The organism is Streptomyces sp. NPDC037290 (assembly GCF_055603245.1).
Window position 1 is genome coordinate 45,481 of sequence record NZ_JBVJVZ010000019.1, and the last position, 25,254, is coordinate 70,734.

The following is a 25,254-nucleotide window of genomic DNA, read 5'->3' on the forward strand; positions in this document are numbered from 1 at the left end:
AACGAACCTCTGCTGTCCGTTGTCCAGGAACACGGCGGCTAGCGCCGGCTCGTACCCGTGGCGGGCACGCCGTCCGGGTCGTGATCGCTGTGCCGCATTACGGTGTTGAATCTTTTCCTATGGCGTCATCATTCGTCCCTCGAAACCTCCTTTCGAGCGAGAGGCGCCCGGGCAGCGGGCGTCGCTGTGTCAGAAAGGCCTGAGATGCATCCGAATCCGACATCTCGTCGTCCCGGGCCGCAGGTGAGTGTGCTTCCCGCCGATGAGCAGCCACCGGTGCCGCCCTTCGGTCTCGGAACATCACGGCCGTCTCAGCCGCCCTACCTCCGGCTCCTGCTCGCTGCTGCTCTCCTTCTCACCGCGGTTGTGCTCTTCGGCTTCAACGAGTGGTTCCGCTCGGCCGAGGCCGCGGCGGGCGAACACGTCATCGGGTGGGTCACCACGGGAACCACCGCCCTGGACTGGGGTGAGGCGGTGACCTTCTTCGGTCTCGGCACGCAGCACGCGATGGGTCTGCGGATCACGGCAGGATGCAGCTCGGCGATGCTGATCATTCCGCTGCTCCTGGTGGGTGCCGGGTTCATGCTCAGCCGTCGTTCCACCATTTCCCGCATTCTGGCGGGAACCGGGATCGGGGCTGCCGTGCTCATCGTGACGAATCAGGTACGCATCGGTTTGATCGCCTCGTTCTTCCAGAAGTGGGGGGAGGAAGGCTTCGGCTGGGCACACGCCGTGGTCGGCTCGCTCCTCAGTCTGGTGGGAGTGGCTGCCTCGGTGACGGCCCTGCTGCTCGTCGCGATGCGACGGCCGCGGTCGAACGACCGACTGAACGGATCGCCACAGTGAACCATTTCCAGGAGAGCGCCTTCGTCGGCCTGGCCATGGCCCTCGCGCTCGTCATCAGCGCGACCTTCACCGTCTACGTGATCCTTCTGGTCATCGCATACCTGCGCACCAAACCGCAGCCGCCGGGCGACGCGAATGACTTCTCATGGCACTTCTTCATCCCGTGCCGGGACGAGGAGAGCGTGATCGGCGACACTCTCAACTATCTCCGCGAGCACTTCCCCGACGTGCACCTGTGGGTCATCGACGACGACTCCGACGACGAGACCGCCGGCATCGTCCAAGACCATACCGAGCGTTCGTCCCATGTGCATCTCGTGCAACGACGCCGTCCGTACGCCCGTACCGGCAAAAGTCACGCACTCAACGCCGCTTACCAGGCGCTCGACGAATGGCTGCCGGCTGACATGGACCGCACCTCGGTCATCGTGGCTGTCTTCGACGCGGACGCACGTCCCTCGACCAATGTCCTTGGTGTGTGTGCGGGGCCGAGCCTGTTCGGTGACGCGGAGATGGGCGCGGTGCAGATCGAGGTCCGCATGGTCAACCGGAACGTCCGTAAGCCGTTGCCGGGCGGGACCAAGTTGCAGAACTGGTTCGGACGTACGCTCGTCCGGCTGCAGGACATCGAGTTCCGGGCGGCGATCTCCGCCATTCAGGTGTCCCGCCGTACGACCAAGAGCGTGTGCATGGGTGGGAACGGCCAGCTGAGCCGGATGAGTTCGCTGGATGAGATCGGTGGCAAGGCGCGTGAACCCTGGCGCGGTTCGCTGCTGGAGGACTTCGAGCTCGGTCTGCACATCCTGCTGGCGGGCTTCCGCACCGGCTACGCCACCGAGGCCTGGGTGGATCAGGAGGCGCTCTACAGCCTGCCTCGCTTCATGACACAGCGGACCCGTTGGTGCCAGGGAACCATGCAATGCATGCGTTACCTGCCCAAGGCATGGCGCTCGCGTCACCTGACCAACTCCGGGGTCGTGGAGATCTCGTACTACCTGATCCAGCCCTGGCTCTGGCTGGTGGGAACGGTGATCTACCCACTGCCGATCCTGATCTTCCTGAACAACCTGGTCCAGTATCCGGAGCCGACGCTGTCCTTCCTCCGGTCCGGCGGTGCGGTCGAGTTCTCGCTCTATCTGATCTTCGGTATCGCACAGTTCGCGGTCTGGGGCTATCTGTACCACCGGCACTGTGAACCCTCGCTGGGGCTGCTCCGCTGCATCGGGTGGGGTATTGCCTACGCCATGTTGATCTACCTCTTCTACGTCATCGCCTGGCGCGCCTTCGGGCGATTGTTGATCGGACGCGCCGGCTGGGCCAAGACACGACGCAACGCCGAGGTGCTCGTCCTCGGACAGCCTGTCGCCAAAGACGCTTGACGCGCCCGCGGCCATCCCATTCCGCGACCACAAAAGATGATGGACATGCGCAAATACCCCGTTCTGCTGGGTGCTGCCGGGCTCGCGTTACTGACCGGCTGCACGGCCGCCAATTCGGCACCCGCGGCCCTGCCGAGTGTCATGCAGGCTGTGGGCACCTGCCACACCTTCCGCACGCCGCAGGAAATGGTGCAGCCCAGTGATATCGCGCCACCGGTGCCCTGCGACCGACCGCACCGCAGTGAGACCTTCGAGGTGATCTCCTTCCAAGGTCAACTCGCCACGCCGCCGGAGCGGCCCGATCCGGAGCAGCTCCAGGCGTACGCGCTGGACCACTGCGACGTCCAGGTGCTCAGGCAGTACCTGGGCGCCGGGCCACGGGACGCCACAACGTTCTCCATCTGGCCGAGGTACCCGACCCGAGCAGAGTGGGCCCGGGGTGTACGGACCCTGCGCTGCGACGCCGTTCCCCCGGTGCGGGAGGCCAAGGACGGGCCGCTTATGGCCTTCCCCATTCGGGACGTGCTGAAGAAGCCGGATTCCTCGGCCGTACGTGACTGCTGGTACGGCGACATGGCGGTCACCTGCGATCAGGGGCATGACCGCGAGGAGGTCAACGCCTGGCTTGACCTCGATGGAACAGTTCGCTTCGCGAACGCCCAGGCGGCAGCTGCCAAGGTGTGCAAGCCGTTCGTGGAGGAGTTCCTCCACGAACGGCTGAAGGGCGCACCAGAACTCGCGATCAAGGCCAAGACGCCGAGCAAGGACGAATGGACGAGGGGCGTCAGAACCGTGAAGTGCGGGGTCGGCCCGGCCCAACCCGGCACCGCCATCGTCGGCACTCTCAGCGGGAGAGCGAAGGGACAGGCATGACTACGTACTATGCCCGCGCTGTTCTGGCCAAGGCCTCCTTACGCCTGACGGTCAAAGAACCCGGCCGCCCGGCGGTACGGACAGTGGCCGTGATCGCGGGGGCCTTCTGGGCGATCGTGATGCTGCTGCGCCTGCTGTTGGGCGGGGTGGTCGGCATGGGGGACAACGGCGACGCCGACCGGCTGCTCTGTGTGTTCGGCGTGGTGAGCAACCATCCCTGGAACGTGGAACCGTCGGCCTATGTCTTTCCGACGTGGGTACCGCACACCTGGTACGGGGAGACGTGCGGTGCGCAGGGTTCGGGTGAACCGTACTACTCGTCGCAGCAGTTGGTGCTGGGTCTCGCCAAGGCCCTGACCCCGGTGCTCGGTCTGCCGGGCGCGCTCGACCTGAGGGCGGTCGGACTGCTGCTCGCGCTGGCGTTCGGCGCGATCATCGCTCTGCTGGTCGTGCTGCTGCCGGGCCCCATGTGGCTGCGGCTTGCGGCGACCGCCGGCTTCGGCATGGTCGTGTGCGACTCGGCGTTCGCGGACTTCTTCATCTCGCCTTTCAGCGAGCCGGCCGGGCTCGTCGGCATTCTGCTGCTCTGCCCGTCCCTGCTCCTGTTGTGGCGACGCCCCACCTCATCGCTGGGCGGAATCGCGCTGACCACGGCCACCGTGCTCTTCGCCATGACGTCCAAGCCCCAGTTGATCTCCTTGCTTCCGGTCACCATGCTGGCGCTGCTGTGGATCCCGAGCGCTCGGTACAGGGGCGAGAGCCAGGCCGTCGCGGGTGGTAGCCGGCCACAACCGTTGACGCGGTGGCTGGCGTCGCGCTGGCCTGCTCTGATCGCTTGTGTCCTGCTCTGCGGGGTCGCCGTCGGATTCGCCACGACACAGCCCAAACGGCTCAACCAACTCGTCTGGTACGACGCCGTGTTCAAGGAGATGCTGCCGCACAGCCTCGATCCGGTGGGGGATCTGCGGGCGCTGGGCGCGGATCCGCGGCTCATCTCCGCCATGAACAGCACGATGATCTCTGAGAATTCCGCCGCCCGGACCCCGTTCTGGGACGACTACAAGAAGCACGTCACACCTACCAAGATTGTGCTGCACTTCCTGGAGAACCCCAGCGAGGTGGTTGCCATGGGGGCACGCGGGGTGCAGGGGATGACCCAGCTGAACCTCGAATACCTCGGCTCCTACCCGGCCGACTCCGGTCATGCGCCCTACGCCAAGGAGCATCGGATCGCGGTAGTGAGTGAGATCTTCGGCGGATTCGCCGTGCTGCCGGCCCTCATTCCTCTGCTCTGGGTCGTCACCCTCGCGCTCGGGGCAGCACTCGCCAGCCGGACCTGGGCTCGGCATTCGGCACGGGCGGTGGGCCGAATGACGGTGTGCCTGGTACTCGCCTTGGTGCTCCAATTCTGGACAGTGGTACTGACCGAGGGAGCGTCCGACCTTCACAAGCACATGATCTTCGCCGACTTCCTGACCGCTCTATGCATGCCGCTGGCCCTCCTCTGCCTCTGTCTGCTGTTCCGAAAGAGATATGTGGCAATTCCCGAGCAGACACAGAGGGAGCCCGCGGCGTCTCCCGAGGAGACACAGAAGGAACAGGCAGCGCCTCTCGAGGAGACACAGAAGGAACACGCAGCGCCTCTCGAACAGGCTCAGGGCCTGTAGCGAAGGCAATGGTGCCGGGGACCACTCGTCGAAGATCGGTCCCCGGCACCGCCGTTCACGGGCGCTTGTTTCGGCGTTGTCTCAAAGATTGGGACCGCAATAACAAGGCGCCCGAGACGAGAAATCCAACAGCCAAGAGAATGATCATACTTGTGTGTTCCACACCGGTCCCCGCCATTGCGCCACCTCCCCCGACGATGCCACCCAAGCCGCCGCCGATGCCTCCGTACATGGCTGATTCTCCCTCTTGATGTCACGCTGCCTACTACCCGCCACCGAGGAGCGGAAGCCCGCCGGGGCGACGCCGTTTAAAAGACAGACGCCTCATCAGCTCGAACATGACGCGTCTGTGCGGCGGTTGTGCAACGACCGGAAAACATTGAAATCTCGGCACGACAACACCCGGGTCTGGGAAGGGGCGCAGGCCTGAAATCCGTGCGGATGAAGCCACTCCGACAGGGTGAGGTTTCCTGCCACATGGCCTTCGTCGAGTCATATCCACCGGCCGTCACCCTCTAGGCAAAGCAGCGGAGAAAGCACGCGATGAGTGCGACCCGAGAAACGCTGCACGAGCGGAGAGATTGCCATGTCTGACATCAGTTCACCCTCTGGTGAGCGCCAAGAGTCACATGACGCAAAGGGACACAACCATCGAGCCCGGCAAGTCATTCTGATCGGAACGATGGTGGCCTGCACGGCGGGGCTCGTCACCACGTCGTTGTCGTCATTCTCGCCGCCCAAGACAAGTGCAGCGGCATATCCCCCCTCGATCGACGCACAGCAGAACGCGCCTGCCTCTACTCCGCCGGACACGGCGAGCGAATCCCCGCTTCCCAGCCCGAAGCAAACCGCTCAGCACAAGAGCGAACAGCGGAGAACGCAACAAGGGGACGTCGTTCCGGCCCGCTACGCCGTGGACGCCGATCCGGAGTTCATCCCCGCTCTGGCCCTGATGGCCTATCGCCGTGCCGCCTACGAGCAGGCGAGCCGAACACCGGCCTGCCACCTGCCGTGGACTCTGCTCGCCGCCATCGGAAAGGTTGAGTCCAACCACGCACGGGGAGGCGAGCTGACCGGCGACGGCTTCACGGCGTCACCCATCCTCGGGCCGGTGCTGGACGGTACTTCCTTTGCCGCACGGCCCGACTCCGATCAAGGCAAAATCGACGGTGATACCAAATGGGACCGAGCGGTTGGCCCCATGCAATTCATCCCCCCGACGTGGAAGCGCTGGGGCACCACCACACGGCGGACCGGCGCTGCCGATCCGAGCAATATGTTCGATGCCAGTACCTCGGCTGCTTCCTACCTGTGCGCCCACAACCGCGATCTCAACGATCCACTGCAGCTGAACCAGGCCATCCTCAGTTACAACCACTCGGAGAAGTATCTCCGCGACGTCCTGGCCTGGAACTCCGCCTATGTCTTCGGACGCCCGTACGTGGGCACGGACATGTCCGGCGTCGGCAACGGCCTTACCGGTCCCGCCAACGTTCAGGACAGCCCGTCGGCACGCCCCGCCTCACCGGCGAAGGCAGTGGTTTCCGCCCTGCGCAAGGGCGCCCGCCAGGTCGCCAAGAAGATCTCCGCCCAGACCGGAGCCAGGTCGAGCACGTCGTTCAAGGCAACGCCGCAGCCGACGACCCTTCCGTCGCAGCGCGCAACCGCCTTCCCGCAGCCGGAGCAGGCCGGCGCCAGCCCCTCCGTCACCCCCGTGCCACCCGTCCGACTGCCGGTGCTCTCCCCCCAACCTCCAAGGCAGCCGCTGCTGGAAACGCTCCTCCAGGCGTCGAAGGCACCGTCCCGGTCCCGCGCCACCCCGTCGCCCTCCCCCGCCCAGCAGGGCGCAACGCAACTTTCCAGCCTGGTGCGTCGCCTTGGAGACGCGCTCCCGTCATCGTCACTGCTGCGGGGGAGCCTTCCCACTGAAGTGCCGGGCGTATCGGCACTCACCGGCGAGTGATGCCCTCATCCGCACAGCGATGAGTTGAACTCGCGTCCGGGTCGCCCCGCCCGCCGATGCCGTATCCGGATGGGCGGGGCCCTGGTACTGCTCGCGGGCCCCATGTCGACGCCTGTTGCGGGTAGAACTGGCGCAGGCGCCCCTTGGAGTCCTTGAGGCAGGCGAGCACGCTCATGGGGTACTCGGTGATCCAGTAGCTGAGGATCGCAGCGGGGATCGCCGTGACCAGCACGACCACGGCGGCCATGGGGAAGCCGGCCCGACCGGTGGGCAGGATTCCCGCGTGGTACAGCCCCAGCATGGTCGGCTCGTGCCAGATGAAGAGGCTGCAGCTGATCAGGCCGAGACCGGTGACCGTACGGGCCGCCAACCATCACGAGGCAGGTCCTTTCCAACGGGACAGGTCCTCTAGCTCTGACACGGGACCGCCGTACGTGTAACGCTCCTTTTTTGTTGTCGACGCGAATGTGACTGCGATCACAGCGAGGGTGCGTCCACGGAATTCCCTTGGACCGGTGATCCCTATTCCCGATCCAATCGGGTGAGCTTTCACATCGGTCCGTTACCGAACCTGAACACGACAGTTTGCCGTTTCGGCACCGCGCTTTTCGTTACTCTCAGAGGAGAAGATGTGGGATCCGCTGTCAGCTTCGAGGAGCTCGATGAGCTGTGCGGGGAGGAGTTGCCCGCGCGGATCGTGCTGTCCACGGTGATGACAGCAGGTGGTGACAAGGGTGGGTACCCGATGCTCAGGGACACGGCTACCACGGTGGCCTTCGCATGCCAGTACCATGAAAATCCGGCGTATCAGTCTTTGCTGGCTATGATCGGCCTCGTTTCCACTCCTCCTCCGAGTTACACCATGATCTGCATGCCCGCCAGTATCGTGGCTCATTCATGACCGCAGAGGGTCCGTCATCAAGTCGACAGCGCCGCCATTTTCCTCACGGATGAGCCGGAAGGCCACCTCCGACGCCTTCGCGTCGGCGGCCGGGTCCAGCTATTCCAGGACTGCGTGACCGACGACTTCGCCGCGTCGGGGTGGCTGTCGGACAGCCGCCCGGCTCCGTCGTACCGCGGCCCCGACGACAAGGCACTGCTACCGCAAGACGCCAAGGGAGCCCCATGGGAGCCAATACACCAGGCGCAATACACGACGTGCGGTGACTGCTCGAATCCGGCGCAGATGATCACGACCCCGCAGCAAGGTGTCTGCGGCACCCAAGTCAGACCGGGCTTGCAAGCTTCCGAGCATGATCACATCCTTCTTCATACAGCGAGGCAACAACGCGGAGCACCATCGCCCTGACAGACAGCTTCGTCGAGTCAGCACGGTCAAGTCGGCGCTGCGCCAGCCGAGTTGCGCCTCGGCCCCTCCTGAGAGGCCGGCTCTCCAATGACTTGGACACGGCTTGTCAGCGTCTGTTACGGCCGGCCCTTGCCTTTTTGTGCGCTCTCGGTCTCACAGATGGGTGAAACACACTTCGCAGACCGCGTACTGCGCAGCGGGAACCGTAGTCTCGGGCCAGAGAGCGCTTCCCGTCCGAGAGAGCGGGCCACCGGATGAGCACACAGGTCTTCGACAGCAACGACTTGGAACGGACTGAGGAATTCCTCTGCCATGTCTACGCCAAGATGCACATCGCCAGCGCCACCCCGGCACCCAGCCGTACGGCATTCCGCCGGCTGGTGATGCCCTCGGTGACCGTTGACGAGCTCAGGTTGGACTTCGACATGAGCTACTCCGCCACTCCACTGGGCAGGATCGCGCTGTGCCTCATGCACGAGGGCACCATCCAGACCCGCTCTCTCGGAGACGTCGCTGATGTCGTCGGCCCGGGTGACCTGGTCTCCTTGGCCCCGCCCGGACTGCCGTCCACCGGGCGAGTCCACGCAGCCCGGTACAACCTCACCCTGCTGGATCCGGGCCTGCTCGCCCAGGTCGCGGCGTCTGCCGAGCGACGAGGGTCCCAGCCGGTCCGCCTGGCCGGACACCGGCCGCACTCCGCAACCGCGGCCCGTCAGCTGCAAAACACCATCTGCTACCTGCGCGACCAGGTGCTGGCCGAACCCGCTGTCGCGGACCAGCCTCTGATCGTGTCCGCCGCAGGACAACTGCTGGCCGCGAGCGTGCTGTCGGCCTTCCCCAACACGGCGTGCACCGACCCCACCGGATCCGACCGCAAGGACGCACACCCCGCCACGCTCCGACGAGCTCTCGCCTACATGGACGAACATGCCGACAGACCCATCACCCTCGCCGACATCGCCGCCGCAGCCCACGTCACGATCAGGTCCTTGCAGTACGCCTTTCGCCGGCATCTCGACACCACTCCCCTCGCCCACCTTCGCCAAGTACGCCTCTCCCGCGCCCACGAGGAGCTGCTGGCCGCCGATCCCTTCAGCGGCATCACGGTCATGGACACGGCCACCCGATGGGGCTTCTTCCACATGGGGCGCTTCGCCGCTCTCTACCGAGAGACCTACGGCCGATCGCCACGCCAGGCCCTGGCCGACACAGCGGCATCCCGGTCCGGGCGTGCTTCAGCCGAGCGGGGCACCAAACCCGGCACACTCAATCTGACGGCCTGACGACCGCCAGTACGAGGACGCGTGCGCCGCTCATGGAGGAACCGATGAGAAGCAACAACCCTGTCTTCCGGCGAGGGTTCTCGCGCGACGACAGCGATGCGGGATCCGGCACCGGAGCGGCAGCCAATCCGTATCACCACGGCGGCTCGTACGGCCACGGCGGCGCCAACCCGTACGTGATCACGGCCCAGCAGACACACGGGGCACGTCCAGCCGGACCGATGACGATGGATGATGTCGTCGCGCGCACCGCGATGACCCTAGGCACAGTCGTCGGCGGCGCCCTGCTCGCCTGGTTCGCGCTGCCGATGTCTTCCGCCGGCTACGGCTTCGCGGTCGGAGCGGGTCTGGTGGCAACGCTTCTTGGCCTGGCCCAGTCGTTCAAGCGGACCCCCTCCCCCGCTCTGATCATCGCCTACGCGGTCTTCGAAGGTGTGTTTCTCGGAGTGATCAGCCGTTTGTACAACGAATCATGGCAGGGCGTCCCGCTGCAGGCGGTACTGGGTACGACGGCTGTGAGCGCCGGCATGCTCCTCGCCTACAAGACCCAGCTGATCCGGATCACCGAGCGCTACTACCGTATCGGCATGGCCGTCGCGATCGGCTTCGTTCTTCTGACGGTGGTCGACGTGCTCTTCGCCGCATCCGGCAGTGACCTGGCACGTGGTGGTGGACTCGGCGTCTTCGTCGGAATCGTCGGCGTCCTGCTCGGTGCGTTCTTCCTGTCGCTGGACTTCAAACGGATCGAGGAGGGCATCCGCTATGGCGCGCCTCGCGACGAGTCATGGCTGGCCGCCTTCGGTCTCACCCTGTCGTTGGTGTGGGTCTACCTGGAAATGGTGCGGCTGATCACTCTCCTGCGCCGCGACGACTGACAGTCAACCGTCAGACACCGACTCGGACACGCGGCCCACGCCAGGGCCTGTCGAAGGGTCGTGTTCCGAACGGGGGCTGTCGAAGGGGTGTGTTCCGAGCCGGCCGGCTTCCTAGGCGTCCGGCCGCACCACTCCGAGGATGGGCATCGCCCCGGCACCGGAGACCGTCACCGTACGGCCCGGACGCGGGGCCTGGATGATCTCGCCGCCGCCGGCGTACATCGCGACATGGCTCGCATCGTGGAAGTAGATGATGAGGTCGCCGGGACGCATGTCCTTGATGTCGATGTGTTTGAGCTGCTTCCACTGCTCCTGCGAGGTGCGCGGGATGGGATGGCCGGCCGCCGCCCACGCCTGTGAGGTCAGACCCGAGCAGTCGAAGGAGTCCGGGCCCTCCGCGCCCCACACATAGGGCTTCCCGAGCTGGGCCGTGGCGAACTGCACCGCCAGCCTGCCCTGTGCGGAGGCCCGCCCGCTGACCTCCTTGAGGATGCCCGTTCCCAGCCACGTGGCCTGCGCCCGGCTGGCGGCCTCCTCCTCCAGCTTGGCCAGCCGCTCCCGCTCACTCTTCTCCAGCCGGGCCTCGAGCGTCCTGGCCTGCGCGATCTGTTGCTGGATTCTCGTTTTCGCCGCGGCCTTGGCCTTGCGGTCGTCCTCCAGCACCTTCCACTGTGCCTGGGCGTCCACGGCGTACTGCTTCAAGTCCTCCTTGGTGCGGGTCATTTCGACCATCACCTTCTTGGCCGCCCGCTGTCCCTGAAGGATCGTGCCGGCTCCGTCGAGGAACTGCTGCGGATCGTCGCTGAGCAGGAATTGGGCGGTGACCGGCAGCCCACCGGTGCGGTACTGGGCGCGTGCCGCGGCACCGGCCGCGTTCTTCAGACCGGCCAGCTTCTGCTCAGCCTTGCCGATTCGCTTGGACAGCGCGACGACGCGCGCCGACTGCTTCTTGGACGCCTCCTCCGCGGCGTCGTAAGCATCCGTGGCGACAGCCGCGTCGTGGTAGAGCTTGTCGAGCTTCTCTCGGACGGCCTCAAGGTCCGTGTTGTGCGGGAGTTCCGAGGCAGCCGGGGGCGGGGGTGAAGCCGGCGTCGGTCCTGGGCTCGTGAACGCCGTGCCAGACGCCGCCACCACGGTGACCGCGCAGATAACTGTCACGGTCGTTGCGACGATGCCACGCTCGCCCGGTCCCATGCCACCTCCGCCTCATATCGGCTTCACCCTCAGTGAACCTATAGATGTCCACAGAGTGCGGCTATGACGGAACGTAATATGGCAGGAGGAGGCGGATTTCCGATTCCCTGCTTGACCGGCGAGTGGATCCCCCTTTAGACAGGAGCTGGCTGAACTCTGTCCACGGCCCCGACCGGAGGTCCCGGTTCGTAGGCATCAGGCAGATCGGACAGATGGTAGTGATCCCGGCCAAGCAATGCGTTGATGACGATTGCGCTGCGCAAGGCGCCCAGGCCGACGTTGGGCCTGCCAATGCCAGGCGTGTGAATTTCCGCCTTGTGCACGAACAAAGATCCGCTGATTTGTGACGTGAGAGCGACTCGGAAGCAGGAGTCAACGCCGTAGCAACCGGTGGGTTCCCATTCGATGAAAGGAACCAGCGGGTCAAGGTAGGCCGGAGGAGGAGGCACGTCACCCCTTGTCGTATTCGACAGAAAAGAGCCGTACGCGTCGCCTCCGGAGGCCCTGCGCTCATGAAAGAGAGCGCAGATCTTGGCAATCGTCTCATCGTCGACCGGCGCGTCGCGCTCCGGATCTCCCCACGAGTACGCGGGCGGGGCGGAAGCCGACCAGTGGGGCAGCCAGAAGACTCTGTCCAAGGAAGTGGGAAATCGGACAGTTGCCACTGGCCCCGCACCGAGCACGACACTGACGGCTCGCTCCACCGTTTTACGCCCGCGCGAATCCATGTGTTCGACGTGAAAGAGCCTGTCCCCCACGTCCCACCGGACAGACTGGACCGCTCGGCCGAACAGACAGGAAGGCAATGAATCGACGACCCACCGGCAATAGCGATCCCACTCGTGATGCGAGATATGAAAGCGCTTCAGCGATAGAAAAGGAAACAGGAGATCATGGGCTCTCAAATACGCAAGGAAAGACCATCGACTGGTGGGATGCACAAGGGTGACAAGATCGGAAAGCATGGAAATACAGGCCTGCGCCCCCTCGGATCCCAAGCCGGCGTTCCAGGCGAATCGGGGCTTCGCCTCCAGAAAGAGGACACTGAGGTCGGACACAGGTTCGGCAAGAGCGGCCAGGCTCGCATTGAACGGATCGATCCCCACGCCGATCAGATCATACGGTTCAGCCTCTTCACTCATTATATTCCTTACGCATGCAGGGGGCCGGGTTCAGTAATGCAGCAATGTACTCATGCGGCCGCAGGAGTAAGCGACGCAAAACCAACCGTCGCACCGCGAGTTGGTGACCCGGCATCAGAGCGTCACCCGCAATGGTGACCGACCACGCACGCTCCGGCCCCGACAAGGGCATGCAGCGGGGCGCTCGCATGTGACCGGGCTCACCATCACAGCCTCCGTTGCGTCGCGTCCAACCCCATGAGAGGTCACCGCGGCATGCCTTCACCAGAGGTGCTGCATGAGCCTCAGCCCGGGTCGCGCAACTGGCAGACGCAACCGCCTTAAAAGCGGTACAAGTGCGGGTTCGAATCCCGCCCCGGGCGCCCACACCGGGCGTGCCGGTTGACCGCGCCCGGTGCCGCCGGTGATCCACGATGGGTCTGACACTTCCTCAAGCCACTACTCTCCCAGAAGCAAGTCAGGGCACGGCCTTCGGGGAAGGAACATCGTTGGTGGAACTGGTCGATCGCGTCGACCAGCTCGCTGAGCTGGAACACTTGGTCCGCTGCGCACGGGGCGGGACGAGTGGTGTGGTTCTCATCGAGGGCTCCGTGGGCCTGGGGAAGACGGCACTGCTCACCACATGGACCGCTCAGGAACGTCTTCGCGGTGTCCAGGTTCTGACAGCGCGCTGCTCCGCCGACGAGCGGGATCTTCCGTTGGGCGTCGTACGCCAGCTTTTCGAGGAGACGCACGGAGCCTCGCATGTCCCCGCGGCCGGAGCCGTGCCGGCGCCACCCGCACTGTTCGAGACCTTCGATGCCCTGCACCGGACGATCCGAGAACTGGTCGTGGACCAGGCGGTGGTGATCGCCGTAGATGATCTCGAACTGTGCGACGAACAGTCCATCCAGTGGTTCGGCTATCTCGTTCGGCGCCTGGAGGGCTTACGCGCTCTCCTCGCGGCCACCTCCACGGCACCCATGGCGACCATGTCTGCCTCTGCCGGGCAGTTCGGCCGCGCGCTGTTGAACCATCCCCGGTGTCGACGAGTAGCGCTGCCCGCGCTGACCACCGCAGGTATCGACCGGCTCCTCGCGCGGAGCAACGGCACGCGGCCGCACGACGGCCCGTCCGGGACGCACCAGGCCCATACCGGCCTCGCCGACCTGTTGCAGGCTGCCACCGGCGGAAACCCGCGGCTTGTGAACGACCTGATGGGTGCTCTGCGCAGGCCACAGTCAGGCATAACTGGCCCCTCGCCGGAGGAACTCGCCGAGCTGGCGAGCCGATTACGGATACGGATGACGCATGCCCTGATCTACCGGGAGCCGGCGGAGACCGTGACGCTGGCCCGATGGGCGGCCGCCGTCGGCGAAGGCGCAGACGCGCGCCTCGTTGCCTCCCTTGCGGGACTGGACGAGCGGGCCGCGACCGCGGCTCTCGAAAGCCTCGAACGCATCGGCGTGGTCCTGCCCGGCGCCCCTGGCATCACCTTCGCCGACGCCGCCATCAGGGCGGCCCTGGAGGGCGAGGTCACCATGGCCGAGCGGTCCGCGCTCCGGCTGCGCGCCGCCCGGCTGAGCCATGACGCGGGCGCGGGCAATGAGCAAGTGGCCGAACATTTGGTGCGCGCCGTGGAGCTGATTGCCGAACCGTGGGTGGTTCCCGCCCTGCGTGCCGCCGCGGGTGACGCGCTCCGCCGTTGTGCCCCTGAGGACGCCGCGGCATACCTGCGCCGCGCACTGCGCCAACCGGTGTGCGAACAGGAGCGCGTAGAACTGCTCTCCGAGCTCGGCCGTGTACTGCTCTACCGGGATCCTTCCGTCGCCTGTCGGTACCTCAGCGAGGCCATGGCCATCGCTGAGGATCCCGATCGGCGGGGCCGGCTGGCCGCCTTGCTGTCCACTGCTCACCTGTTGTGCGGACGGCTCGGCACGGCTGTCGACGTTCTGACCGACACCGGGGCCGGTCTCTGGCCCGCGGTCGCCGCTGACGAGGTAGCCGGCCACGCTCCGCTGGTATGGCGGGAGATCGAGGCATTGCTGCGGGTCCGGCGCACGCTGGCCCGGGCCACCGGGGCGCAGTACCGCCCGCCGGCCACGGTGAGCTCACGGGCCGTGACCATCACGCAGGCCACCCCTCGTGAATTCGCGGTGGGTGACGAGGCCTGGCGACTGGGAGCCCAAGCTCTGGAGGCGGCGCTGACCGGGCGCTCGGCCTCACATACCCGGGCGTTGGCCCGCCAGGCGTTGCGGAACGGCCTCATGGTCCGCGAGGGTTGTTCCGAACTCGCCTACTTTGTGGGACTCGGCTTGGTGTGCACGGACGATCTCGGCGACGCCGAGAGGGTGTTCACCGAGATCGAGACCGAAGCGGAACGAACCGGCGCACGCATCCTGCAGGCGGCGGCCGCGCTCGGACGTTCCATGGTGCATCAGCGCCGAGGGGAGACACGAGAGGCACTGGCCACTATCGCCCCGGCGGTCGACGAGCTCTTCGAGCTGCCGCCCAGCTGCTTCCGCACCAGTGCGGCCGCTCACATGATCACCGTACTGCTGGACTGCGGCCGGCTGGAGGAGGCGGCCGACCTCGTCCGTGCTACGGCCGGGTACCACGGCGGTGGCGACATGGACGGTTGGGAGAATGCCGTGCTCAGTCTCGCCGACGGTCGACTGCGGGCGGCGACCGGGGACTTACAGGGAGCGCTCACCCAAGTACTGGAATGCGGACGCCAGTTGGAGCGACACGGGCTTGCAAACCCGGCGCTGCTGATGTGGCGGTCCGACGCCGCGATCCTGTATGCCACGCTGGGCGAGCGAGAACCGGCTCGCCGCCTGGTCGAGGAGGAGCTGCAGCTCGCCGAGCGGTGGGGAACACCCCGGGTCACCGGGCGGGCGCTGAGGGCCCTGGGCGTCGTCATCGGCGGGGAGGAGGGCCGTCGCGCGCTGGCGGCTGCGGTCGCTCGCCAGGAGGAAGCGGGCGCCAAGCTCGAGCTGGTCCGTAGTCTGATCGACCACGGGGTGGCCGAAGTAGCCGTCGGCGCACTCGACCGTGGACGTGCGCAGCTGCGCCGCGCCGTCGACGTGGCGCACCAGTGCGGGGCGGTCAGACTCGTCGAGCGCGCTTATGCCGAGCTGACCAACTCGGGGGCCAGACCGCGCAATTCGGGCAGCGGCCGCTGGTCCACGCTCACCTCCAGCGAGCTCCGGGTGGTCCGTATGGCCGCGGCCGGCGCCCGAAACCGGGAGATCGCGGCAAAACTGCACGTCACCGCGCGCGCCGTGGAGCGCCATTTGACCAGCGCCTATCGCAAACTCGGGGTATCCGGCCGGGCCGACCTCGCAGAAGTCCTCCATCGCGGCTGACCGTGAGCCGGCGGCGGCCTCCACGCGAGGGGCGCTGTGACCCCGGTCTCCAGTCCCTCTGGCGGCGCGCGGGCCGTTCGTTGTTCGGTGACCGAACCTCAACCTCCCGCGTGCCACACCATTCTCGCCGCAACTTGCCCCTCCCATTAATTGCATGGTTTCGTTCCCTTCGACGCATCCCCAGTTTCATTGCGTCATATTCGAAGGGATGAGCATGAGTTCGGCATCGCCGATGTCGCTGACGGCCTATCAACGGGACATATGGGCAGCGAGTTCCCGAATTCCCGATGCGTCCAGTTTCAACATCGGTGGCGCCTTGCGGATCTCCGGTACGCCCGATTTCGATATCCTGGAGGCGTGCTGCCGGAGAGCCTTGCGGCGCAACGATGCGTTCAAGCTGCGCTTCACAGAACGCGATGGGTACCCCGTACAGTGGATCGAAGAAGGTACTCCTGAGATCCAGATTATCGATTTGTCCACTCAGGATGATCCGCAGGACGCTTGCCTGGCGTGGATGGAAGACGTTGCCCGCCGCCCCTTCGATCTACATGGTGGAAGGCTCTTCGACATCGCGTTGCTCCGCGAGAGCGAGTCCGTCGGGTATCTTTTCCTGACGGCTCACCATATCCTTGTCGACGGATGGGGCTTGGACCAGTTCTCGCGTCAGATTCTCGCGGACTATGCGCACGTCGTACGGACTGGATCCCCCCTGGAGATCACACCACCCTCGTACCTGGCCTTCGCCGAGGGCGAGGCTCGTTACCGCGATTCGCCCCTGTGGCATCACGACCTGGAATTCTGCCAGGGTATTTTCGCGGACTTCTCCCCTCCGCTCTTCACCGCCAAGACACCGGACGACGCCCCGGGCCGTATCCGCCGCAGCGCCCGCCACACCTTCGTGCTTGAACGGAAGATCATCAACCGGGTCCGCGAACGGAATGGCTCCTTCTTCGCTTTCTTCACCGCGGCACTGGCGACCTATCTCTCCCGAGTGCATCGCAGCGAGGAGGTCGGGATCGGCATTCCGTTGCTCAATCGCCGCGGCATGGCGGCGAAGCAGACGGTCGGAAACTTCGCCAGCATGCTGCCGCTCCGTGTCACCGCACGCGGCGAACAGTCGATGCAAGACATCGCCGATCAGGTCGAGACGTCGTCATTCAGGATGAAGCGCCGTGAGCGGCTGGCCATCGGGGACCTGCTGCGGGCTCTGCCGCCGCACGACAACGGCCCCCGGCGCCTCTTCGACGTGACGGTCTCCTACCTGCGGCTGCCCAACGCCGAAAGTGTTCCAGGGCTTTCGGTCGACAGGATCTCCCTGCCGCACGGCCGACACCAGGACACGCTGACCGTCTACGTCCGGGAGTTCGACGACGCCGGCGACGTCCGGGTCGACCTCGACTACGCGCTCGATGTCTTCGACGAGGACTTCCCGATCGAGGCGGCGGCTCGGCACATCGAGACGCTACTCAAGCAGGCGGTGGACCAGCCCGGGGAGCCGGTGGCGAATCTGCCGATGCTCTCCCCGCGGGAGCACGACGAACTCGTCCGAGTCCGGAACTCGACCGAGTCGCCCTATCCGGCCAAGACGCTCCATGGCCTCTTCGAGGAGCAGGTCGCCCGCACGCCCGACCGGATCGCCGTCGCAAGCAACGATGCACACACGGCGTTAACCTATGCCGAACTCGACGCCCGGGCCAATCAGGTCGCCTGGAGACTGCGCGCGGAAGGGGTGCGCCCCGATGACCGGGTGGCCGTACTCGTCGAGCGCGGCCCGAAGCTGCTGGTGGCGCTGCTCGGTGTGCTGAAAGCCGGCGGCGCCTATGTGCCCGTCGACCCGGCGTACCCCGCGGACCGCATCCGCTTCCTGCTGCACGACAGCGGTGCCAAGGCCGTCCTGACCACCGGCCGGCTCGCTCGTGGCGGGGACGACTCGGCGCTGTCGTCCGTGGTCCCCGGAACTCGCGTGATCACTCTGGACGCTCTGCGACGGGGCCCGGACGGCCCTCTCGAACCGGAGGCGGGACCACGCAACCTCGCCTATGTCATCTACACCTCCGGTTCCACCGGGCGGCCCAAGGGCGTGATGGTCGAGCACCACTCAGTGGTCAACCGTCTGGCCTGGATGCAGAAGCGCTATCCGCTTGGTGAAAGCGATGTACTGCTGCAGAAAACGCCCAGCTCGTTCGACGTATCCGTGTGGGAGCTGTTCTGGTGGGCCATCGAGGGGGCGCGCGTGGCCTTCCTCCCCGTGGGCGGGGAGAAGGAGCCACGAGACATCCTGCGCGCGATCGCCGGACGACGCGTCACCGTGGCGCACTTCGTGCCGTCCATGTTCGGCCCCTTCCTCGACCTGCTGGAGAGCGACCCCGCTCTGCCGTGCACGGTCGCACGGCTGCGCTTCATCTTCTGCAGCGGTGAAGCCCTGCCACCCGAACTCGTCGAGCGGTTCCACCAGCTGTTCCCACGCGCCGGGACGACGGGCCCGCAACTGGTCAACCTCTATGGCCCGACCGAGGCCACTGTCGACGTGTCGTACTTCGACCTCGAACCCGGCCACGGGGCCCCTGGTGCCACCCGGGCGGCCGGGCCCGTTCGGAGGGTGCCGATAGGCCGGCCGATCGACAACATCCGGCTGTACGTGCTGGGCCGGGACGGCGAACCGCAGCCGGTCGGCGCGCCCGGCGAACTCTGCATCGCGGGTGCCGGCCTGGCCCGCGGATACCTGGGCCGTCCCGAGCTGACCCGGCAGAAATTCGTGGCGGATCCCTTCCACCCCCGCGAGCGCATGTACCACACGGGCGACCTTGCCCGCTGGTTGGCCGACGGCACTGTGGAGTTCCTCGGCCGTATCGACGAGCAGGTGAAAATCCGCGGCAACCGCGTGGAGCTCGGCGAGGTGCAGAGCCGGCTGGCTGCCTTCCCCGGGGTACGGGGCGCGGTGGTCGACGCCCGGACGTCCCGCTCCCGTGGCGTGCACCTCGTCGGATACTACGTCGCCGACGAGGACAGCGACCCGGCGCTGCTGCGCTCCCATCTCGGTGCCACACTTCCGGATTTCATGATCCCGGCACACTTCGTACGCATCGGCCGGATTCCGCTCACCCCGAACGGCAAGGCGGACCGTCGCGCGCTTCCCGCTCCGCCGCGTACCGGTGCCACGGCGGATACGCGACCGCGGGATGCGGCCGAGGCCACGCTCGCCGCCGTCTGGAGTGAGGTGCTGGACGTGGACTCCGTAGGGATCCACGACAATTACTACGCGCTGGGCGGGGACTCGATCCTGATGCTCAGGATCCGTGCGGAGGCTGAGAGGCGGGGGCTGCGCTTCGGGCTCAGCGACATGTACCGCCACCCGACGGTCGCCGAGCTGGCCGCTCATTCGTCCGCGGTCCCGGCGGGCGCGGAGTCGGCGGCCTCCTGGCCGAAGCCTTTCGATCTCGTGCTCAGCGTGGACAGGGCCGGTCTGGCGGAGGTTGAGGACGCATACCCGGCCACCCGGCTCCAACTCGGAATGCTGTACCACAGCCGCGAGCACGAGGACACGACCGTCTACCACGACGTCTTCCGCTACACCCTCCGACTTGACTGGGACGAAGCAGCATTCCGGCGGGCCCACGGACGATTGGTGGCCCGTCATCCGGTCCTGCGCTCCTCGTTCCGCCTGTCCGGCTTCTCCCAGGCACTGCAGATCGTGCATCGCCAGGGTGACGCCGGCGAGAGTCTGGAGATCGCTGATCTGCGCTTGCACTCTCCCAAGGCGGCCGAGGCCGACGTACGAGCGCACATCGAGCAGCGGCGCAGCCACCCATACGTCTTCGACAGGCCCCCGTTGTGCTTGTTCCGCGTGCACCTCCTGCCGTCCGGCGCCGTGGACCTGGTCTTCAGCTTCCACCATGCGCTCCTGGACGGATGGAGTGTGGCCCATTTGATGCACGAACTTCTCCAGGACCACCTGCACTCCATCGGCAAGGACATGGCACCGGTACCCGACACTCCCGTGCCGCCGTTCGCGGCCCATGCGCTCGACGAGCGACGCGCCCTGGCCTCCGAGGAGAGCCGGCGATTCTGGAACGATGCGCTCGGCGACGCACCGCTTGCGTGCCTGGACACCTTCCGGCCGCACGAGGCTCCCGGCGACACCGGCACGCTCGTACGGCGCATTGCCCTGCCCGACCGGCTCACCGCAGCGGTGCACGGCTTCGCCGGCGCGCACGAAATGCCGGTGAAATCCGTGCTGTTCGCGGCGCACTGCTTCACGCTGAAACTGCTGCAGGGCTCTGACGAGGTCGCTACAGGACTGGTGACCCATGGCCGCCCGGAGCACGCCGGCGCGGAACGGACCGCCGGGCTCTTCCTGAACACAATCCCGGTGCGGCTCGGCGGCACCGCGCGGACGTGGCTCGAAGCCGCCCGTGAAGTGGAGAGCAGTGAGCGCCTCAGCCAACCGCACCGGCGTTATCCGCTGAGCGCGATCCAGGCGGAGAGCAGGGCCCACGCCGGGCTGCAGACCGCGTTCAACTACGTCAACTTCCATGTCCTCGGGTCGTTCCTGCGCTCGGCCTGCGTGCGTCTGGAGGGTGTCGAAATCTGGGAACAGACGAACTTCCCACTGCTGGTGAACGCGATCGCCGACCCCCGGGACGGGCATCTGGAGCTGCGGATCGACTGCGACGGCCGCGTGTTCACCGCGTCCCAGGCCGACCTGTTCGGCCGCCGCTACGCCGAGATCCTTCAGCGGATGGTGCAGCGCCCGGAGGAAGAGCCCGGCTTCGGCTTCCTGGCCGAGGAACCCGGTGACGTCGTGGGCCTTTTCGAGCGTCAGGTGCTGCGCACACCCCGTGCGGTCGCCGTTTCCATGGCCGGGGAGCGGTGGACGTACGAGGAGCTGGACCAGGCCTCCGACCGGTTCGCACGACGGCTGCTCTGCCTCGGTGCGCCGCCCGGGGCCCGTGTCGGCATTGCCGTGGACCGCTCACCGGCGATGGTCGCCGCGGTTCTGGGCATCGCCAAAGCGGGTACCGCCTGTGTTCCGCTGGACGTCGGCTACCCCGAGGAGCGGATCGCCGAGACTCTCGCGCAGACACGGCCGTTCCGTGTCATCGCACACGCGCGTCATGTCCATCTGGTGCCGGAGGAAACCGACGTACTGTCCGTCGAGTCAGTCCTTGCGCCGACAGGACATGGCGCGCCCTCGAGCGAGCCGCCGTTGCCGCCCATCGCCCCGCAGAGCACCGCGTATGTGCTCTTCACGTCCGGCTCGGCGGGCCGGCCGAAGGGGGTGGCCATGCCGCACCGCGCCCTGGCCAACCTCGTGGCATGGCAGAACCGCGCACCGAGCGGAGCTGTCGGGGGCACCACGCTCCAGTTCGCCCCGCTGGGCTTCGACGTCTCGTTCCAGGAGATCTTCTCCACACTGTGCGCAGGCGGCACCCTCGTGCTGGTGCCCGACGAACTGCGCCGCGACATGCCCGAGCTGCTGCGCCTGCTCGACCGGGAGCGCGTGGATCGGGTCTTCCTCCCTTATGTCGCCCTGCAACAACTCGCCCAGGCCGCCGACGCGTTGGACCTGTATCCGCGCCGCTTGCGGGTCGTGGTCTCCTCCGGCGAGCAGCTCCGGGTGACCGAGGAGATCCGTCGGTTGTGTGCCGCGCTGCCCGGCTGCCTGCTGGAGAACCAGTACGGGCCGACGGAGACCCATGTGGTGACGAGCTTCCCAATGTCGGGCGATCCCGCCCGGTTCCCCGACCTCCCCCCGATCGGACGGCCCGTGGACGGCGTCGACGTGCAGGTACTGGACGACCAGCTGCGTCCCGTGCCCGAGGGCGGGAAGGGCGAGATCTATATCGGTGGTGCCTGCCTCGCCGACGGCTACGAAGGACAGCCCGAACTGACCCGGGAGCGCTTCGTCCCGCATCCCCAGGGCCCGCCCGGTGCACGGCTCTACCGCACCGGCGACCTCGGTCGAGTGCTGCCCGGCGGCTCCGTCGTGTGCCTGGAGCGGGCGGACGCCCAAGTGAAGATCCGCGGCTTCCGGGTGGAGCCCGGCGAAGTGGAGCTGGCCATCAGGAATCTCACCGAGAACCGGCCGGCCCTGCGCGAGGTCGCGGTCGTACCCCGCGGGCCAAAGGACGCCCCCGCCTTCCTCGCCGCGTTCCTGGTCGGTGACGAAGCCTCGCTCGACCTCGGGGAACTCGGGCGGCGGCTGTGCGCCGCGCTGCCCGACTACATGGTGCCCTCGCAGTTCACATGGCTGCCGGGCCTGCCGCTGACGCCGAGCGGCAAGCGGGACGATGCCGCGCTGCGCGCCATGGCCTTGGAACCGGCGGTCGCGTCCGCCGAGCACGTCCCACCACGCGACGGATACGAGCACAGCCTGGCCGAGCTGCTGGCCGAGCTGCTCCAGATGCCGACGCCGGGGGTGTACGACGACTTCTTCGAGCTCGGCGGCACGTCGTTGTCGGCCATGCGGCTCGTTACGATGATCGAGAAGCGGTACGGTACGCACATCCCGCTGTCCGCCTTCATCGAGTCACCGACAGTCGCCGCGCTCGCCGACCGGCTGCGTCTCAAAAGCGCGGTGCACAGCTTCGACCCCCTGGTGCCGCTGCGCACATCCGGCACCAGGCCGCCCCTGTTCTTCGTCCACCCCATCGGCGGCAACGTGCTGTGCTACGCCCGCCTGGCGCAGCGGCTTCCCGAGGACCAGCCCGTCTACGCCCTTCAGGCGGCAGGGGCCGAACCGGGAACGGAGCCCCTCCGCAGCATCCCCGACCTCGCCCGCAGTTATCTGGACGCGATCCGGCGGGTCCAGCCCGACGGCCCGTACAGGCTGGGTGGCTGGTCGTTCGGCGGCTTCGTGGCCTTCGAGATGGCACGCCGGCTGAAGTCCTCCGGGGAGGGCGTCGACCGCCTCGTGCTGCTCGACTCGATCACCCCCGGAACATTCCGGGATGTGGCCGAGGAGCAGTTGTCCGAGTGGTTCCTGTGGGAACTGCTCCGGCTGGACAGCTCGGGTGACGCCCCGGTGCCGGCCCTCCCGGCGGCGCTGAGCGAGCAGGAGCGGTTCGACCACATCCTGCGCCGCGCGGTGGACGGGGGCGTCTTGCCTCACGGCGCTTCGACCGCCTTGGTACGCCGTCTTTTCGAGGTGTTCCGGGCCAACTGGCAGGCGCTGCTCGACTACCACCCGGACCCCTGCGACCAGGACCTCACGCTGCTGCGCGCGACTGCGCCGCTGCCCTCGGCACTGGAGCCGGCGCACAACGCCGCCGGCAGCGCGCACCGCGACCCGGCAAACGGCTGGAGGGCGTGGACCAGTGGCCGTGTCGACGTCGTCGACGTCCCCGGTGACCACCTCCAGCTCATGGAGGAACCGTACGTCTCCCTCGTCGCGCGACGTATCCGTGAGGTGACCAGGTGACCCGAACCGGGACAGGAAGGAGCGACGGCGGCATGGGGCGGGGCCGGGTGCCCAAGGCGATCGTCATCGGCGCGGGGATCGGCGGCCTCACCACCGCTGTCGCCCTGCGCCGCGTGGGAGTCGACGTCGAAGTGTATGAACGGGCTGGCGACCTCTGGCCGGCCGGCACCGGACTGTCACTCATGAGCAACGCACTGACCGCCCTGCGCTCCATCGGCATCGACCTCGGGCTGGAACGGCGGGGACGCACCATTGAGACCTTCCTGTTCCTCGATGCCGCCGGACGCCCGGTCAGGAAGCTGCCGCTCAAGAAGATCGGCGACCGGCTCGGGGCACCGAATGTCAACATCCACCGGGCCGATCTGCAGCAGGCCCTCCTTGAGGAGCTCAGCGACAAATCCATACGCCTCGGCGCGTCCGCGGTGGGCTTCACACCCGTGGAGGACGGTGTCCGGGTCCGGTTCACGGACGGGCACGAGGCACACGGCGACGTGTTGATCGGCGCCGACGGCATGCGTTCCGTCGTACGCCGTCAGCTGGCGGGGCCCGAGGAGCCACGCGAACCCGGGTACATCTGCTGGCTCGCGACAACGCCTTTCTCGCACCCACGGTTCACCGACGGCTGTGTCCGGCACTACTGGGGGCCCGGGCAGCGCTTCGGACTCATCGACATCGGCCACGGGAAGGCGTACTGGTGGGGCACGAAGAACATGCCGCCGGCCACCGCACGCGCATGGAACGGCGGCAAGGACGAGATCGCCCGGGCCTACACGGGATGGGCGGACGAAGTGCGCGAGGCGATCCGGGTCACGCCCGAGCACACGATCATCAGCGTGCCCGCCCAGGACCGCCCCTTTCTCGAACGCTGGGGGGAAGGCCCCGTCACGCTTCTCGGAGACGCGGCCCATCCCATGCTGACAAGCCTCGGCCAGGGCGCGGGCACGGCGGTGGAGGACGCCGTCGTCCTGGCTCGCAGTCTCGCCTCGGCAACCGACCCACAGCAGGGCCTGCGCGTCTATGAGTCAATGCGCCGTGCCCGGGCGCGGCGGATGGTCCACCTCTCCCGCAGACTCAGCATGATCGAGCAGTACGAGCGCCCTGTGCCACGCATGCTGCGCGATGCCTACCTCCGCTGGGTGCCGGCGCCCGTTCTGTACCGGCAGAACGCGTCCCTGTTGACTTTCGCTCCCGCCTGGCAGGACCAGGGCATTCCCGGCTGATCAGCGTCAGGTGCCCGGCTTGCGGCCGTAGACGAAGACGTCGTCGCCCTTCTTGAGCCGGGACCAGTACGCCTTGGCGTCCTTGGGGGTCATGTTGACGCACCCGTGGGATCCCGGCGGGTTCCACATGCTCAGGCCCACCGAGTGGAAGGCCTGGCCGCCGTCGAAGAACTGGCTGTAGGGCATCGGCACGTTGTAGAGGGTCGAGTAGTGGTCGATGTCCCGCCAGTAGATCTTCTTCAGGCCGGTGCGGGTCTCGTAGCCGTCACGGCCGGTGCGCACGGGCACCGGCCCGTAGACGAGCCTGCCGCCGTCCTGGATCCAGCTGAGCTGAAGCGTGAGGTTGAGGCAGGCGATCCGGCCCTTGCTCACCGGGCATGCGCCGTCCTTGTTCGGGTTCCCGACGGCTTTCTGCTTGTTCATGAGGTCCATCACGCCCCAGGTGACGGAGCCGGCGTAGCCGATGTCCGGCGTGATCCCGTGCTTGTCCTGGAAGGCCTGGACGGCCTCGCAGTCGGCGGCGGACTGCTTGCCGTCGACCGGCCGGTCTAAGAACGCCTCCACCTGCTTCTGGTAGGGCCCTGTCAGGGTCGTACAGCTCAGGGCCATCGCGGGTACGGTGTCGAGCGCGAGTACGGGCGGTGCCATGAGCCCGGCGATCACGAGAGCAACCGCGCCATGTCTGTGTATACCACTCATGAATGATCTCGCCTTTCGCGTGCACCATTCACATCCG

General features: G+C 66.9%; 15 protein-coding genes and 1 tRNA gene. 12 read left to right on the top strand and 4 right to left on the bottom strand.

Annotated elements, in window-relative coordinates:
* Positions 1 to 249 precede the first annotated feature (249 nt).
* From ACZ7HQ_RS37345 to ACZ7HQ_RS37365, 5 genes are all read left to right on the top strand, one after another.
* Entirely contained in the window at positions 250 to 846 is a 597-nt protein-coding gene (locus tag ACZ7HQ_RS37345; protein ID WP_470999713.1) for an archaeosortase/exosortase family protein, read from the top strand.
* On the top strand, positions 843 to 2,225 hold the full coding sequence (locus ACZ7HQ_RS37350; protein ID WP_470999715.1) for a glycosyltransferase family 2 protein: 1,383 nt from the start codon (positions 843 to 845) through the stop codon (positions 2,223 to 2,225). Before ACZ7HQ_RS37345 ends, ACZ7HQ_RS37350 begins: the two co-directional genes overlap by 4 nt.
* Positions 2,226 to 2,270: 45 nt before the next feature.
* Complete coding sequence (locus ACZ7HQ_RS37355; RefSeq protein WP_470999717.1) at positions 2,271 to 3,098, top strand: septum formation family protein; 828 nt, start codon at positions 2,271 to 2,273, stop codon at positions 3,096 to 3,098.
* A gap of 83 nt (positions 3,099 to 3,181) precedes the next feature.
* Positions 3,182 to 4,765 carry a glycan biosynthesis hexose transferase WsfD gene (gene wsfD / locus ACZ7HQ_RS37360; protein ID WP_470999719.1) on the top strand — a complete coding sequence of 528 codons (1,584 nt, stop codon included), beginning with the start codon at positions 3,182 to 3,184 and terminating at the stop codon, positions 4,763 to 4,765.
* Between the two features lie 586 nt (positions 4,766 to 5,351).
* Positions 5,352 to 6,728 carry a lytic transglycosylase domain-containing protein gene (locus tag ACZ7HQ_RS37365; RefSeq protein ID WP_470999721.1) on the top strand — a complete coding sequence of 459 codons (1,377 nt, stop codon included), beginning with the start codon at positions 5,352 to 5,354 and terminating at the stop codon, positions 6,726 to 6,728.
* On the opposite strand, the gene ACZ7HQ_RS37370 is transcribed toward ACZ7HQ_RS37365, so the two are convergent.
* Entirely contained in the window at positions 6,715 to 7,098 is a 384-nt protein-coding gene (locus ACZ7HQ_RS37370) for a hypothetical protein (protein WP_470999723.1), read from the bottom strand. The genes ACZ7HQ_RS37365 and ACZ7HQ_RS37370 overlap by 14 nt on opposite strands.
* A 171-nt stretch (positions 7,099 to 7,269) precedes the next feature.
* Here ACZ7HQ_RS37370 and ACZ7HQ_RS37375 point away from each other — a divergent pair, with 171 nt between their 5' ends.
* The 3 genes from ACZ7HQ_RS37375 to ACZ7HQ_RS37385 all read left to right on the top strand — a co-directional run bounded on the left by ACZ7HQ_RS37375 (position 7,270) and on the right by ACZ7HQ_RS37385 (position 10,195).
* Positions 7,270 to 7,629, top strand: a complete 360-nt coding sequence (locus tag ACZ7HQ_RS37375; RefSeq protein ID WP_470999725.1) for a hypothetical protein — start codon at positions 7,270 to 7,272, stop codon at positions 7,627 to 7,629.
* A 662-nt stretch (positions 7,630 to 8,291) separates the two neighbouring features.
* Positions 8,292 to 9,320 carry a helix-turn-helix transcriptional regulator gene (locus tag ACZ7HQ_RS37380; RefSeq protein WP_470999727.1) on the top strand — a complete coding sequence of 343 codons (1,029 nt, stop codon included), beginning with the start codon at positions 8,292 to 8,294 and terminating at the stop codon, positions 9,318 to 9,320.
* A gap of 44 nt (positions 9,321 to 9,364) precedes the next feature.
* Entirely contained in the window at positions 9,365 to 10,195 is an 831-nt protein-coding gene (locus ACZ7HQ_RS37385) for a Bax inhibitor-1/YccA family protein (RefSeq protein ID WP_470999729.1), read from the top strand.
* Positions 10,196 to 10,306: 111 nt separating this feature from the next.
* On the opposite strand, the gene ACZ7HQ_RS37390 is transcribed toward ACZ7HQ_RS37385, so the two are convergent.
* Together ACZ7HQ_RS37390 and ACZ7HQ_RS37395 are read right to left on the bottom strand one after the other, a co-directional pair.
* Positions 10,307 to 11,389, bottom strand: a complete 1,083-nt coding sequence (locus tag ACZ7HQ_RS37390; protein ID WP_470999731.1) for a C40 family peptidase — start codon at positions 11,387 to 11,389, stop codon at positions 10,307 to 10,309.
* A 134-nt stretch (positions 11,390 to 11,523) separates the two neighbouring features.
* Complete coding sequence (locus ACZ7HQ_RS37395) at positions 11,524 to 12,531, bottom strand: SidA/IucD/PvdA family monooxygenase (RefSeq protein ID WP_470999733.1); 1,008 nt, start codon at positions 12,529 to 12,531, stop codon at positions 11,524 to 11,526.
* A 287-nt stretch (positions 12,532 to 12,818) separates the two neighbouring features.
* Between ACZ7HQ_RS37395 and ACZ7HQ_RS37400 the strand changes: the two genes are divergently transcribed.
* From ACZ7HQ_RS37400 to ACZ7HQ_RS37415, 4 genes are all read left to right on the top strand, one after another.
* Positions 12,819 to 12,893 (top strand) — tRNA-Leu (locus ACZ7HQ_RS37400).
* Between the two features lie 129 nt (positions 12,894 to 13,022).
* Positions 13,023 to 15,878: a helix-turn-helix transcriptional regulator gene (locus ACZ7HQ_RS37405; RefSeq protein ID WP_470999802.1), complete on the top strand. Its 2,856-nt coding sequence runs from the start codon at positions 13,023 to 13,025 to the stop codon at positions 15,876 to 15,878.
* Between the two features lie 214 nt (positions 15,879 to 16,092).
* Complete coding sequence (locus ACZ7HQ_RS37410) at positions 16,093 to 23,298, top strand: amino acid adenylation domain-containing protein (RefSeq protein ID WP_470999735.1); 7,206 nt, start codon at positions 16,093 to 16,095, stop codon at positions 23,296 to 23,298.
* Positions 23,295 to 24,518 (top strand): FAD-dependent monooxygenase, encoded by a 1,224-nt coding sequence (locus tag ACZ7HQ_RS37415; RefSeq protein ID WP_470999737.1) that lies wholly within the window; start codon positions 23,295 to 23,297, stop codon positions 24,516 to 24,518. The genes ACZ7HQ_RS37410 and ACZ7HQ_RS37415 overlap by 4 nt, the downstream gene beginning before the upstream one ends.
* Positions 24,519 to 24,524: 6 nt before the next feature.
* Here ACZ7HQ_RS37415 and ACZ7HQ_RS37420 read toward each other — a convergent pair whose 3' ends face one another.
* Positions 24,525 to 25,217, bottom strand: coding sequence for a L,D-transpeptidase family protein (locus ACZ7HQ_RS37420; RefSeq protein WP_470999740.1), 693 nt, complete (start codon positions 25,215 to 25,217; stop codon positions 24,525 to 24,527).
* Positions 25,218 to 25,254 lie beyond the last annotated feature (37 nt).